Source organism: Pectobacterium quasiaquaticum (genome assembly GCF_014946775.2).
GTDB classification, from domain to species: domain Bacteria; phylum Pseudomonadota; class Gammaproteobacteria; order Enterobacterales; family Enterobacteriaceae; genus Pectobacterium; species Pectobacterium aquaticum.
The window spans coordinates 2,990,612-3,005,135 of record NZ_CP065177.1 but is presented as its reverse complement, the minus strand read 5'-3'; the positions used below and the strand labels follow the sequence as shown (position 1 = coordinate 3,005,135).

Here is a 14,524-nt window from a genome sequence, read left to right as displayed (position 1 = left end):
TTTCACTCGATTCTCCTGATTTTTTAGCAGCACCAAAATTGCTAAAGCCAATACTTTATATTGACGTTTTAATTTAAAAATCACCGATGATGATGTTGAGGTGGTAATGCCTCCAATTAGTAGAACATATATTTTTCGATGAAGGCTCCAATGACTTTTTCATGGATTTCTATTGAGCGCGAGAAGCAAATCGTTTTGCGAGCCAGCCTCTTGATTCGCGTACGGAGAGTCAGGTTGTTACGCTCAATGCGCTGCGTAAAGATTTTACCCGTCAGATGCTTATCCCTCGGCACCTCTCTGGCATAGCTGCCCCATCACTGGTTATCATGCCAATGCTGAACGGCGTCAAAAGTGCCAGCAACTCCCGACATGTATCATCGGTACGTGGACCGAAGGTGTAGGCCAGTACACCACCGGTTTTGGTGTTGTAAGCGTACCAGAGCCAGTGTTGTCGCGCCTTACTGCCAACGAAGCTCCACTGTTCATTAAATTCACATATGAGTGCCACATCCGCATGGGCAACCGGAGATGACGTTATTCGTTTCGGCGCGAGTTTTTTAACGTGCGAATACGGTGTTAATACCGACGTTGAGTGTCCTTGCCGTATCTCGGACGCCCGCTCCGTTGAAGGCCATTTCGGTAATTTGCTCTTTGACACTGGGCTTACGGGCTTCATAGGTATAAGTGAGGAGGAACACGCGGTAGCAATCGCGGTAGCGAAACCGATCACGGCCTTTAGGGTTCTGCCCATGTCGGTAAACCAGAGCAGACTGACAACGGGGACAATGAACAGTAACGCTAGCCATAAGAAAACCTCAAAAGCGAGCAGTATACGTCAATTCAACCAATTAGAGTCATTACCACCTATTCGTTATTGCCCACATCTACACCGTCACCTAAATCAATCATTACTTAAATCAATAGTAGCCTTGCGATGTCTCTGTAGAATAGAGTAATTGGTCATTTATGGTATACCGTGCGTCAGGTTGAGCAAGTTCGTTATCCTTCTGATGAACCAACCTCTTTTGAGCCTTCCTGTGCCGCCACATTCGCGTGAAAAATAAGGAGAATACGATGCAGCAAGTGGTTTATGTCGCCAGCCCGGAAAGCCAGCAGATTCATGTTTGGCAACTCGGTGCTCAGGGGAATCTGACATTATTGCAAACCGTTGACGTTCCAGGGCAGGTTCAGCCGATGGTGATCGCACCGAACAAGCGTCACCTGTATGTTGGGGTTCGTCCTGATTTCAGGGTTTTGAGCTATCGTATTGATGAGCAGGGTAAATTAGCGCAAGCGGGTGTGGCGTCTTTACCGGGTAGCCCGACGCACCTGTCTACCGACAACGACGGACGTTTCCTGTTCAGCGCGTCTTACAGCGGTGCCTGCGTTAGCGTTAGCCCGATTGGTGCTGACGGCATCGTCGGCGAGCCGATCCAACAACTGGACGGACTGGAAGGGTGCCACTCTACCAACATCGATCCAACCAATTCTGTCGTGTGGGCACCGTGCCTGAAAGAAGACCGTATTCGCCTGTACGATCTGGGGGCTGCGGGCGAATTGAGCGTTCATCGTCAGGCCGAAATGACAACGGTAGCGGGTGCCGGTCCACGCCATATGGCCTTCCACCCCAATCAACGCTTTGCCTATTGTGTGAATGAACTGGACAGCTCGGTAGATGTGTATCAGTTGGATGCAACTGGTGGGGAAGTGCAGAAAGTGCAAACGCTGGATGCTATGCCAGCAGGCTTTAGCGATACGCGCTGGGCGGCAGATATTCACATTACGCCGAATGGTCGCTTCCTGTACATCAGCGATCGTACTGCCAGCCTGCTGAGTGTTTTCCAGGTGTCTGAAGACGGCAGCACGTTAACGCTGACCGGACATCAGCCAACCGAAACGCAGCCGCGCGGTTTCAATATCGACAACACCGGTGAGTTCCTGATTTCAGCAGGGCAGAAATCGCAGCACCTTGAGGTGTATCACATCGACCAGAACTCGGGCGATCTGCAACCGCTGGCTCGTTATGCCGTCGGTCAGGGGCCAATGTGGGTGTCGGTGCTGGCGCTGGACTAAGTTAGCTACGCACAACAATAAGCCCTGCATTGATCCGCAGGGCTTTTTTTCGATTAACCCCGGTATTCGATGATCGACAAACCCGCGTTGTAATCCGTGCTGTAGATGATGCCGTCGGCATCAACAAACACATCGCAGGACTGAATAATCTGCGGTCTGCCGGGGCGCTTGTCGACCATTCTGTCTGGCGCAGCAGGCACCAGTGCACCCGTTTCCTTCGGCTGATACGGGTTACTGATGTCATAAGCCCGTACCCCTGCGTTTTGGTACGTGGCGAAAATCAGTGACGAACTAATGAAGCTACCGGGCCGGTTTTCATGCAGGTTATGTGGGCCAAAGTGTGCGCCTTTCTTCACATAGTCCGCTTCTTTCGGCTGCGGAAAGGTGGCGATGCTCACCGGATTGCTCGGTTCACGAATATCGAACACCCAAATCAATTTCTCGCCATCTTCCTGATTATCCAATACTGCTTCATCCAACACGATCAGCAGATCGCGATCCGGCAACGGCAGCGCTGTGTGTGTACCGCCGCCAAACGGTGGGCTCCAGTTACGGTGGCTGATGAGCTGTGGATTGGTGCGATCGCACACGTCCAGCAGTGTCAACCCGCCATCGCGCCAACTGCCATAGGCGATGTTGCCGCTGATGATGGCATGGTGCAGGGCGTAACGCTTGCCTTCCGGCCAGCTTGCGGTTTCCCCACCGGCGGTGTGCATGCCGGGTAGCCAGTAGCGGCCAGCAACTTCCGGGCGCTGCGGATCTGCCAAATCGATAGTCAGAAAGATGTAGTCGCTGTAGCCATCAAGTAGAGCGGAGACATAGGCCCAGCGTCCGCCCACGTACCAGATGCGGTGAATACCGATGCCATCCAGCGTCAGGAAGCTGATTTCGCGTGGTTTATCCGGTGTTGAGATATCGAAAATCCGTAATCCAGCGCTCCAGCTTTTGCCCTGCTGTTTGGTACTGACCGTATCGGCGACGGAGCGAGTGTAATAGACCTTTTCCTCGGCGAAGCTGGCGTCGGCAAACAAATCGCGCGCGTTGACGACAAGCAGCAGGTCATCGTGCGTTTGCAGGTGGATATTCCAGGTGCCGGGCGGGGCAGCAATAAACCCCGCCGGTTTGGGATTGCTGGCATCGCGCACATCCACAATCGACACGCCTTGTGAAACCATATGCCCGATGTAAGCGTAGCCGCGATGAACCATCACCTGCACGCCGTCGGGTCTGCCACCTTGATCGCTGTGCCCAATCAGCCGCATATTGCGGCTGTAATCGGGGGTAGGCAGAGGGGTCGATGCCATGGGTTATCTCCGTGTTATTTCGCCTGTTTGGCTTCCAGTGTAGCAAACCACGGTGCGATAAAATTATCCGTTTGGCCCCAGCCTGGGATGATTTTCGCTAATCCGGTGACGTTGACCGGACCTGTTTGGCTGGCTAAGAGCGCTTGCGGAATGGCGGCTGCGCGGAATTCGTAGGTCGCAGGTGTTGGTTCACCGGCAATCTTGTTGGCAACCAGACGCAGGTTAACTTTACCGATCAATTTAGGATCGACAGCCACGCTGACTTTCCACGGGCTGCTCGCTTCGCGCATCAGTTGTAAATCCTGATTGGAGATATCGATGCTGTACAGTTTGATTTCGGTCCGGCCGTTTTCTTTCAACGCCTTATAAGCACCCTGGCTGAAGGCATCCCACGATCCCCAGATGGCATCGATTTTGCCTTTCGGGTATTTCGCCAGCACCGCGCCGACTTTGTTAGCGGTATCGCCCTGAACGTCAGAGGACACGGCACCAATCGATTCCAGTTCTTTGATGCCGGGGTTGGCTTTCAGAATCTGTTGATAGGCAAGCTGGCGGCGTTCCATCGGCGGGAAGCCAGCGACCCACAGTTTGATAATGTTGGCTTTACCGTTGAAATCTTTCACCAATTGGCCAAGTGATTCGTTAGTCAGGGAGGCGTCATCCTGCTGGGTGACGGTCACGCCCGGAATTTCGCCATTCACGGCGGTATCAAATACAGAAACGGCAATGCCGCTGTCGACAATACGTTTAATCAAATCGGTAGAGTAGGGATCGCGGCCCTGTGACAGGATGATGCCATCATATTTCTGGCTAATCGCCTGATTCACGAAATCCTGAAAACGGGCATCATCGCCGTTGCTCAGGAAGGTGCTGACCTTGAAGCCTAGTTTTTTACCTTCTTCGAGCACGCCGGAAACAAACTGCGTAGTGTTGTCGTCGGAACCCAAGTTGCGGATAACCGCGATGCGAACCGGACCGTCATGATTGGCGATAGCGGCCGGAACGGGAGCAATAGTGGCATTTTGATTCGCCAGTGCCGGTAATGCTGTCAGTAAGCTCAGTGCAAGCAGGGCGGGCGTAAATTTCTTCATTATCAGCTCCATGGCGTTTTATAAAGGGATCTTGTGTTGATGAAAGTGTGTCGTGTCGATGGCAGTATTGTTATGTTTTCTGCGTCACTACTTTATAGCTGTCTTTATGTCTGGATGTCTATTTAAAAATGATACTGTATCATAGCCGTTGAGCGATAGACGAGGAAGAGGGGAGCATTATGACTTTTGGGTTTAAGTTATAACGATTCGTACTGACTGCGGATAAAAAGAAAAATGCCCGCGAGGCGGGCATTTCAGGCGGTGATGAAATGAAAAGAACCTGAATTATTTCTTCGTTTCTTTCTCTTCCATTTCACGCGCCCAGCGTGGGTGGTGTTTACGCGCCCAGCGCTTGGAGACCTTTCCTTCGATCATGCCTTTGATCGACCCTTTGACCCAGAATGCCATGTACATATGGATCAGGATGGCATGGATGAGAACGATAGCCGCAACGGCATGAATCAGAATGGCGTAGCGCACGACATCAATCGGGAACAGGTGGGCAAAATAGGGGCGCCACATGATAACCCCAGTGATCAGCAGTACCAGCGTCAGTCCCATGATGCTCCAGAACATCATTTTCTGGCCTGGGTTGTATTTACCCACTTCAGAGACTTCATGCTCATTGCCTTTCAACACTTCAATAATGTTGAGGAACCACGGCAAATCACGCTTCTTCGGAATGTTATGGCCAACAAAGCGGAAGAACATCGGGATCAGGCAGATGACAATCAGCACGCCAAAAAACGGGTGCAGAATACGTCCCATTTGTGGCGTACCAAATGTCTGTGTCAGCCATTGTAGGGTCGGGAAAAACAAAGCAATACCTGAGAGCGCGACCAAGAAAAAGCTAATCACCACAATCCAGTGACAGATGCGATCGATAAACTTGGTACGCAAAATCATTTGTGGCTTACTCATGTTTGTCTCCCCCTTTTTTCTCTTCTCCCTCGTGTTCATGCTCCATTTCTTCTGTGTTCGGACCCACACCGACGTAGTGGAACATTAACCCAGCGAACGTGGCGACAAACCCTAATGCAGAGAGTGGTTTCAGAATACCTTTCCACAGATTGACCGGCGTAGAAATCTGCGGATTATCTGGTAGATTGTGGTAGAGCGATGGTCTATCTGCGTGGTGCAGAACATACATCACGTGCGTACCGCCCACGCCCTGCGGATCGTAGAGGCCTGCGTTCGCATAACCACGGCTTTTCAGATCGGCGATGCGTTCTTCTGCCAGATGCTTCATCTCTTCTTTCGTACCGAAACGAATGGCACCCGTCGGACAGGTTTTCACGCAGGCAGGCTCTTGCCCAACGCTGACTCTGTCGACGCACAGCGTACATTTATAGACGCGGTTATCTTCTTTGTTCAGACGCGGAATATTGAATGGGCAGCCGGCGATGCAATAGCCGCAGCCGATACAGTGTTCGGACTGAAAATCGACGATACCGTTGGCATACTGGATAACTGCACCAGCGGAAGGACAGGCTTTCAGACAGCCCGGATCGCTACAGTGCATGCAGCCATCTTTACGGATCAGCCATTCCAGACGATCGTTCTCTTCCACTTCGGAAAAGCGCATCAGCGTCCAGGATTTGGCGCTCAGATCCGCTGGGTTATCATAAACCCCGAGGTTATGGCCGACGTCGTCACGAATATCGTTCCACTCTGAACAGGCCACCTGACAGCCTTTACAGCCGATACAGGTGGTGACATCGATCAGTTTTGCCACTTCGCTTTTGTCATCACGCACATGCGGAGGCGGTGTAAAGCCGTTGGTGGCCGAACGTTTAATAACATCTTGTGATTGCATTGACATAGTTGGCTACCCTTACACCTTCTCTACATTAACCAAAAACGCTTTGTACTCAGGCGTTTGTGAATTAGCGTCACCGACGCTCGGGGTGAGTGTGTTAGCCAGGAACCCTTTACGCGTGGTTCCCTCAAAGCCCCAGTGGCAGGGAATACCAATGGTTTCCACGCTGCGTCCGGCAATTTCCAGCGTTTTGATACGCTTGGTGACCACCGCTTTGGCTTTGATGTAGCCACGCTGGCAGGAGACTTTGACTTCATCGCCCGCCTTAATGCCTTTGCTCTTCGCCAGATTTTCACCGATCTCAACAAACTGCTCTGGTTGCACAATCGCGTTCAGACGCGCGTGTTTTGTCCAGTGACGGAACAATTCGGTAATCGAGTATGTCGTTGCCACGTAAGGGAAATCTTTCGCGGTACCCATGGTTTTCGCATCACGTGCAAACAAACGCACGACTGGGCTGGAAATCACCGATGGGTGCAGTGGGTTAGTGCCGATAGGCGATTCGATCGGTTCGTAGTGTTCAGGGAACGGCCCGTCTACCAGTTTGTCTACGGAGAACAAACGCGCCAGACCTTCCGGCAGCATGATGAACGGCCCAGTGTCTTTGCCTGGTGGGACAGTGGCGGCGAAGTCAGGCACATCAATGCCTTGCCATTTCTGACCGGTCCATTCCAGCAATTTACGCTTGCTGTCCCACGGCTTTCCTTGCAGGTTGGCGGAGGCGCGGTTGTAGAGAATGCGGCGGTTTTGCGGCCAGCACCATGCCCAGTTCGGTGTACAACCCAGACCGGCATCTGCGTTGTCGCGTCTATCCATCTGGTTACCGGCTTCTGTCCAGCTCCCAGCGTAAATCCAGCAGAAACTGGACGTGGTACCGTCATCACGCAGTTGTGAGAAATCGGCGAGCTGCTGGCCTTTCTTCAGAATCAGTTTGCCGCTGTCATCGTAGATATCAGCTAGCGCCATCCCGTTGGCTTCGCGCGCGATCTCTTCCGGCGTCGGATCTTCCGGGTCTTTATAGTTCCAGTTGATATTCATCACTGGATCAGGATAAGTACCGCCTTCTTCGCTATACAGTTCACGCAGGCGCATCAGCAGCTTACCGAGGATTTTACCGTCGTGACGGGCTTCTCCTGGTGGCTCGGCCGCCGCCCAGTGCCATTGCAGCCAGCGGCCGGAGTTGGCGATAGAGCCATTCTCTTCGGCAAAGCAAGAAGACGGCAGACGGAAGACTTCAGTCTGAATGGACTTCGTATCCACGTCATTGAATTCACCATAGTTCTGCCAGAACGTAGAGGTTTCTGTTACCAGCGGATCGATGATGACCATGTATTTGAGTTTGGAGAGCGCTTCGGTCGCTTTATTCTTGTTAGAGAACGCCGCGACAGGGTTAAAGCCCTGAACGATGTAGCCGTTCATTTTGCCTTCCACCATCAGCTCGGTTTGCACCATAACGTCGTAGCTACGATCCCACTTCGGCAACCAGTCATAACCCCAGTTATTCGCGGCCTGTGCGTGATCGCCGTAGAAGCTCTTCATCATGCTGATAAAGAATTTTGGCGTATTTTTCCAATAGTTAACTTGATCGGGCAATACGGCGGTTGGCGTAATTTGGCCCAGATAGGTATTCAGATCCGGCTGTTTTTCTGACGGCAGTGGCATATAGCCCGGCAGATTTAACGACAGCAGACCCAGATCGGTATACCCCTGAATGTTGGAATGACCGCGCAGGGCGTTGATGCCACCGCCTGCCATACCAATATTCCCCAGCAGAAGCTGGATCATGCCGGCGGAGCGGATAATTTGCGCGCCGTTGGTGTGGTGCGTCCAACCCAGTGCATACATGAAAGTTGCGGTTTTATTCGGTACACAGGTTTCAGCCAGCGTACGGCAAATCTCTTCATAATCTTTGGCTGAGGTGCCACACAGCGATGTCACCATTTCCAGCGTATAGCGGGAGACGTGTTTTTTCAGCAGGTTCCAGACGCAGCGCGGATGGGACAGCGTGTTGTCACGTTTGGCGAAACCGGACTCATCTAACTCGTATTGCCAACTGGATTTATCATATTGACGTTTTTGTTCGTCATAGCCGCTGAACAAGCCTTCGTCGAAGCTAAAGTCATCGCGTACGATCAGGCTGGCATTGGTGTAAGACACCACGTATTCACGATGAATTTTATCGTTCGTAATAAGGTAGTTAACGATACCCAACAGGAAGGCGGCATCTGAACCTGCGCGAATAGGTGCGTAGAGATCGGCAACGGCAGCGGAGCGGTTAAAACGCGGATCGACCACAATCAGCTTCGCATTGTTGTGCGTTTTCGCTTCAACGGCCCATTTGAAACCGACCGGGTGGGCTTCTGCTGGGTTGCCGCCCATGACGATGATGACGTTGGCGTTTTTGATATCAACCCAGTTGTTGGTCATTGCGCCACGGCCGAATGTCGGTGCCAGCGCGGCGACGGTTGGCCCGTGACACAGGCGAGCCTGGCAGTCGATGGCGACCATGCCGAGAGAGCGGGCAAATTTCTGGTCGAGAATGCCGGTTTCGTTGCTGGCGGCAGAAGAGCACAACATCCCAGTAGTCAGCCAGCGGTTGACGGTTTCGCCTTTGGCGTTGGTGCGTTGGAAGTTGGCGTCGCGGTCAGCTTTCATCAGGCGCGCGATGCGTTCGATCGCGTCGTCCCAACTGATTCGTTGCCATTTGTCTGAGCCTGGCGCACGGTATTCTGGGTAGAGCAGGCGGTTTTCGCTGTGGATGTAGTCGACCAGACCCGCACCTTTCGGGCAAAGGGAGCCACGGCTGACTGGGTGGTCCGCATCACCTTCGATATGAAAAACGGAAGGCTTCGCGTTTTTGGCGCCATCGCCCAGGCTATACATGAGCACACCGCAACCGACCGAGCAGTATGTGCAGTTGTTACGCGTCTCTTTTGCCCGTAACAGCTTATATTGACGTACTGATGCCATTGCTTCCGTGGGTGTAAAGCCCAATACCGCGAGAGTGGTTCCAGCCATCCCCCCCGCGCAAACTTTAAAGAAACCTCTTCTATTCAGTTGCATTAGTTTCCCTGTGTAATTATGTGTCATTTTTGTTGCGAGCAATTTAACAACACATAAATTGTGGGCTTTGCGCAAAATCAAAATTTAAGTATTTAAACCCCCATAACACCTATAAAGAGGTATATTTTTCATTCGCTATATATTGTAATGCATAACGATTTTGTTATTTCACGGTTACAAATAATGTGGCGTGACGAGCCGGTCAAAGGGGAATAAGCGGGAGTTTGTGGAGGAATTGTTGCAAAAAAAGCCGGATAAAAATCCGGCTTGATGTGGTGGTTATTTGACCTGCATCCCAGGCTGAGCGCCGCTGTCTGGGCTCAGCAGGAAGATATCTTTCCCGCCGGGACCGGCTGCCATCACCATACCTTCTGATATGCCGAAGCGCATTTTACGCGGAGCCAGATTGGCGACCATCACGGTTAAACGGCCTTCCAGCTTAGCCGGATCAGGGTAAGCTTCACGAATGCCAGAGAAGACCTGACGGGTTTCGCCGCCCAGATCCAGCGTCAGACGTAAAAGCTTGTCAGAACCATCAACCAGTTCAGCCTGCTTAATCAGTGCGATACGCATATCGACTTTGGCAAAATCGTCAAAGTTAATGGTGTCCTGCACCGGGTTGTCTGCCAGCGGACCTGAGACGACTTTTTGTGCGGCAACCATGTCTTCTTTCGACGCGTCAACCATTGCATTAACTTTATCCAGATCGATGCGGTTGAACAGCGCTTTGAATGGGCTAACCTGATGGCTCAGCAGCGGCGTGGCAATCGCATCCCAGCTCAGTTCCGTGTTCAAAAATGCTTCTGTTCGTTCTGCCAGAGAAGGCAGGACCGGTTTCAGGTATGTCATCAGTACGCGGAACAGGTTGATGCCCATTGAGCAAATGGCTTGCAGATCTTCATCCCGACCTTCTGCTTTCGCCACAACCCACGGTGCCTGTTCGTCAACGTAGCGGTTGGCAATATCTGCCAACGCCATGATCTCACGAATGGCACGCCCGGATTCACGGTTGTTATAGGCTTCGGCAATGCTGGTGGCGGCATCGGTGAAGGTTTTGTACAGCTCGGCGTCGGCTAACGTGTCCGCCAGCTTGCCGTCAAAGCGTTTGCTGATGAAACCGGCATTACGTGATGCCAGATTCACGACTTTGTTAACGATGTCAGCATTCACGCGCTGAACGAAATCTTCCAGATTGAGGTCGATGTCATCAATGCGAGAAGACAGTTTTGCCGCGTAGTAATAACGTAGGCAATCGGCATCCAGATGTTGCAGATACGTGCCCGCTTTGATGAAAGTGCCGCGTGATTTAGACATCTTGGCGCCGTTGACCGTGACATAACCATGTACGAACAGGTTTGTCGGTTTACGGAAACCGCTGCCTTCCAGCATGGCTGGCCAGAACAGGCTGTGGAAATAAACGATGTCTTTACCGATGAAGTGGTACAAATCTGCGTCGGAGTCTTTCTTCCAGAAATCATCAAAATTCAGATCGCCACGTTTGTCGCACAGGTTCTTGAACGACCCCATGTAGCCGATTGGCGCATCCAGCCAGACGTAAAAATATTTGCCCGGTGCATCAGGGATTTCAAAACCGAAATACGGTGCGTCGCGGGTAATGTCCCACTGTTGCAGGCCAGAATCGAACCACTCCTGCATCTTGTTGGCGACTTGCTCCTGCAATGCGCCCGAACGCGTCCAGGCTTGCAGCATCTCGCTGAACGCAGGCAGATCGAAGAAGAAGTGTTCTGTTTCACGCATTTCTGGCGTGGCACCAGACACCACTGATTTGGGTTCGATCAGCTCTGTAGGGCTGTAGGTCGCGCCACAGACTTCGCAGTTATCGCCGTATTGGTCGGCAGCCTTACATTTCGGGCAGGTGCCTTTGACGAAACGATCCGGCAGGAACATGCCTTTCTCTGGGTCGTACAGCTGAGAAATGGTGCGATTTTTAATAAAACCGTTCTCTTTCAGCCGACCATAAATCAGGCCTGACAGCTCGCGGTTCTCTTCGCTGTGCGTAGAGTGGTAGTTGTCATAGCTGATATTGAAACCGGCAAAGTCCTGCTGATGCTCCTGACTCATTGCCGCAATCATCTGTTCCGGCGCAATCCCCATCTGCTGTGCTTTCAGCATGATTGGCGTGCCGTGGGCGTCGTCCGCACAGATAAAGTGAACCTGGTTGCCGCGCATTCGCTGGTAACGAACCCAAATATCGGCCTGAACGTGTTCAAGCATATGACCGAGGTGGATTGAACCATTAGCGTAAGGCAGCGCGCACGTTACCAGGATTTTCTTTGCGACTTGAGTCATGAGGAACTTGCTTTCTTTTGTGAATAGAGGGAGATCGATGTTAACCGATTGCGCCTTGCTGCGTAAACCGCTGGCGTGAGTAAAAACGGCAGGAAACCCCATGGCAGATTTTTATTTGCGTAGCGTTTCCACGTTTTTGATGCCGAAGGGCGTCAGGCTCCCCGCGCTCTGGTATGCTATATACGGTCTCAACGGTCAAATATGAGAATTTCAAGGAGCCGGAATGAACGCGACAGTCCCCGAACAACGCCCTGAAGCACTACGTGCGATGGTCACTGGGGTTTTATCTACTTTTCAGCACCCGACACTGAAAAATAACCTGACGACACTGAATGCACTGCGCCATTGTGCGCTGCTGGACAACGTATTGCATATCGACCTGACGATGCCGTTTGTCTGGCTGAGCGGTTTAGCTGTATTAAAGGAAACGGTTAGCGATGAGTTATTACGTTTATCAGGCGCAAAGGCGGTTGAATGGCGTTTAACGCACGATATCGCGACGCTGCGCCGTGTTAACGATCAGGCTGGCGTGAAGGGCGTGAAAAACATCATTGCCGTTAGTTCCGGCAAAGGTGGGGTCGGCAAATCCAGTACTGCAGTCAATATGGCGCTGGCGCTGGCGGCTGAAGGCGCGAATGTGGGCATTCTGGATGCCGACATCTACGGTCCTTCCATTCCGACCATGCTGGGCTCGGCCAGTGAGCGCCCAACCTCGCCAGATGGCCAACATATGGCACCGATTATCGCGCACGGTCTGGCAACCAACTCGATTGGTTATCTGGTGACGGACGATAACGCTATGGTGTGGCGTGGGCCGATGGCCAGCAAAGCGTTATTGCAACTGCTGCAGGATACACTCTGGCCGGATCTGGACTATCTGGTATTAGATATGCCGCCGGGTACGGGTGATATTCAACTGACGCTGGCACAGAGTATTCCTGTCACGGGTGCGGTCGTGGTGACGACGCCACAGGACATTGCACTGATGGATGCCATGAAGGGCATCGCGATGTTTGAAAAAGTCAGTGTGCCGGTACTGGGCATCGTTGAGAATATGAGCGTACATATCTGTAGCAATTGTGGTCATCTGGAGCCGATCTTCGGCACGGGCGGTGCGCAGAAGCTGGCGGAAAAATATCACTGTTCTCTGTTAGGTCAGCTTCCACTGCATATCTCTCTGCGTGAAGACCTCGACCGCGGTGAGCCGACGGTAGTCAGCCAGCCTGACAGCGAGTTTACTTCTCTGTACCGCGAACTGGCGGGGCAGGTTGCCGCTCAGCTTTACTGGCAGGGTGACACGATTCCCGGCGAAATTTCTTTCCGGGCGCTGTAACGCTTCTGCCAGAGGGTAATCAGCCGGGGGATCTGCCCCGGCTTGATCCTGCGCCAGCATGCGATTTCCCTCGGGCGCAATACGCGGAAAGGGTGGCGTGAAGGGGGGTAACTCCCTATAATTGCCGCGTCAAAGCGCCCGTTGGCGCATTCCCCTCTCTTTTATTTATGTTAATCAGGTCGTTAATACCATGACTGATCAGTCTCACCAGTGTGTCATCATCGGGATCTCAGGAGCGTCCGCTTCGGGTAAAAGTCTTATTTCCAGCACCTTGTATCGAGAATTGCGCGATCAGGTCGGCGATCAGCATATCGGGGTGATATCTGAAGACAGTTATTATAAAGATCAAAGCCACCTGACGATGGAAGAGCGGGTAAAAACTAACTATGACCACCCGAGCTCGATGGATCATAGTCTGCTGCTCAAGCATTTGCAGATGCTGAAAGCTGGTCAGGCGATCGAAGTCCCGCAGTACAGCTATGTCGAGCACACCCGCAAGCAGGAAACCGTGCATATCGAGCTGAAAAAGGTCATTATTCTGGAAGGTATCCTGCTGCTGACGGATGCGCGTCTGCGCAGTGAGATGAATTTCTCTATTTTTGTCGATACACCGCTGGATATTTGCCTGCTGCGCCGTATGCGCCGCGACGTTAATGAGCGCGGGCGTTCAATGGATTCCGTGATGGAACAGTATCAGAAGACCGTGCGCCCGATGTTCCTGCAATTTATTGAGCCCTCTAAGCAATATGCCGACATTATTGTGCCGCGCGGCGGGAAAAACCGTATTGCGATTGATATTTTGAAAGCCAAGATAAGCCAGTTTTTTGAGTAGTCGATACCCTAAATAACCTTCGTAGCATCACTAACGCGGGGCAACGAGCAGCATGACGGGTAGATGAGGTTTATCTGATAGATACCGGCATCGAATGGAGAATAAGATGAGACTGTGTGACCGTGACATTGAAGCCTGGCTGGATGATGGCCGACTGGTGATTACACCCCGTCCGCCTACTGAGAGGATCAGTGGTGCGACCGTTGATGTTCGTTTGGGAAATCAGTTTCGCGTCTTCCGCGGACACACTGCGGCCTTCATTGACTTAAGTGGCCCGAAAGATGAAGTCAGCGCGGCGCTGGATCGCGTTATGAGTGATGAAATCAATTTGCCAGAAGGTGAGGCATTTTTCCTACACCCAGGAGAATTAGCGCTGGCAGTGACGTTTGAATCCGTTACGCTGCCGGATAATGTGGTTGGCTGGCTGGATGGTCGCTCTTCGCTAGCCCGTCTGGGATTAATGGTTCACGTCACCGCACACCGCATTGATCCAGGTTGGCAAGGAAGAATTGTGCTGGAGTTCTATAATTCAGGTAAGTTGCCGTTGGCACTACGCCCCGGCATGATGATTGGCGCTCTGAGTTTTGAACCGCTTTCCGGGTCGGCGGCTCGTCCTTACAACCGCCGTCAGGATGCCAAGTATAAAGATCAACAGGGTGCGGTAGCGAGCCGGATCGATAAAGACTAAGCGTCTGGCGG

10 protein-coding genes and 1 pseudogene are annotated in these 14,524 nt (G+C 52.2%); 4 read left to right on the top strand and 7 right to left on the bottom strand.

The window, feature by feature from the left end; translation table 11 throughout:
• Positions 1–116 precede the first annotated feature (116 nt).
• A pseudogene (locus tag IG609_RS13755) lies at positions 117–806 on the bottom strand (IS1 family transposase).
• 268 nt (positions 807–1,074) lie between these two features.
• Here IG609_RS13755 and pgl point away from each other — a divergent pair.
• Positions 1,075–2,073, top strand: coding sequence for a 6-phosphogluconolactonase (pgl, locus tag IG609_RS13750; protein ID WP_193398994.1), 999 nt, complete (start codon positions 1,075–1,077; stop codon positions 2,071–2,073).
• 53 nt (positions 2,074–2,126) lie between these two features.
• Here pgl and IG609_RS13745 read toward each other — a convergent pair whose 3' ends face one another.
• The 6 genes from IG609_RS13745 to metG all read right to left on the bottom strand — a co-directional run bounded on the left by IG609_RS13745 (position 2,127) and on the right by metG (position 11,660).
• A complete protein-coding gene (locus IG609_RS13745) occupies positions 2,127–3,377 on the bottom strand; it encodes an LVIVD repeat-containing protein (protein ID WP_193398993.1) in 1,251 nt (416 codons plus the stop codon).
• A gap of 14 nt (positions 3,378–3,391) precedes the next feature.
• Complete coding sequence (locus tag IG609_RS13740) at positions 3,392–4,468, bottom strand: sugar ABC transporter substrate-binding protein (protein ID WP_193398992.1); 1,077 nt, start codon at positions 4,466–4,468, stop codon at positions 3,392–3,394.
• A 285-nt stretch (positions 4,469–4,753) separates the two neighbouring features.
• Entirely contained in the window at positions 4,754–5,389 is a 636-nt protein-coding gene (gene fdnI / locus IG609_RS13735) for a formate dehydrogenase-N subunit gamma (protein WP_193400960.1), read from the bottom strand.
• Positions 5,382–6,290 (bottom strand): formate dehydrogenase subunit beta, encoded by a 909-nt coding sequence (gene fdxH / locus IG609_RS13730; RefSeq protein ID WP_193400958.1) that lies wholly within the window; start codon positions 6,288–6,290, stop codon positions 5,382–5,384. The genes fdnI and fdxH overlap by 8 nt, the downstream gene beginning before the upstream one ends.
• 12 nt (positions 6,291–6,302) lie before the next feature.
• Complete coding sequence (gene fdnG, locus IG609_RS13725) at positions 6,303–9,350, bottom strand: formate dehydrogenase-N subunit alpha (RefSeq protein ID WP_193400956.1); 3,048 nt, start codon at positions 9,348–9,350, stop codon at positions 6,303–6,305.
• 279 nt (positions 9,351–9,629) lie between these two features.
• A complete protein-coding gene (metG, locus tag IG609_RS13720; protein ID WP_193400954.1) occupies positions 9,630–11,660 on the bottom strand; it encodes a methionine--tRNA ligase in 2,031 nt (676 codons plus the stop codon).
• Between the two features lie 223 nt (positions 11,661–11,883).
• Between metG and apbC the strand changes: the two genes are divergently transcribed.
• The 3 genes from apbC (at position 11,884) to dcd (ending at position 14,513) form a co-directional block, all read left to right on the top strand.
• Complete coding sequence (gene apbC / locus IG609_RS13715; protein WP_010281301.1) at positions 11,884–12,993, top strand: iron-sulfur cluster carrier protein ApbC; 1,110 nt, start codon at positions 11,884–11,886, stop codon at positions 12,991–12,993.
• A gap of 190 nt (positions 12,994–13,183) precedes the next feature.
• On the top strand, positions 13,184–13,825 hold the full coding sequence (gene udk / locus IG609_RS13710; protein WP_010281304.1) for a uridine kinase: 642 nt from the start codon (positions 13,184–13,186) through the stop codon (positions 13,823–13,825).
• A gap of 106 nt (positions 13,826–13,931) precedes the next feature.
• Entirely contained in the window at positions 13,932–14,513 is a 582-nt protein-coding gene (dcd, locus tag IG609_RS13705; protein ID WP_102116608.1) for a dCTP deaminase, read from the top strand.
• The last annotated feature ends 11 nt before the right edge of the window (positions 14,514–14,524 follow it).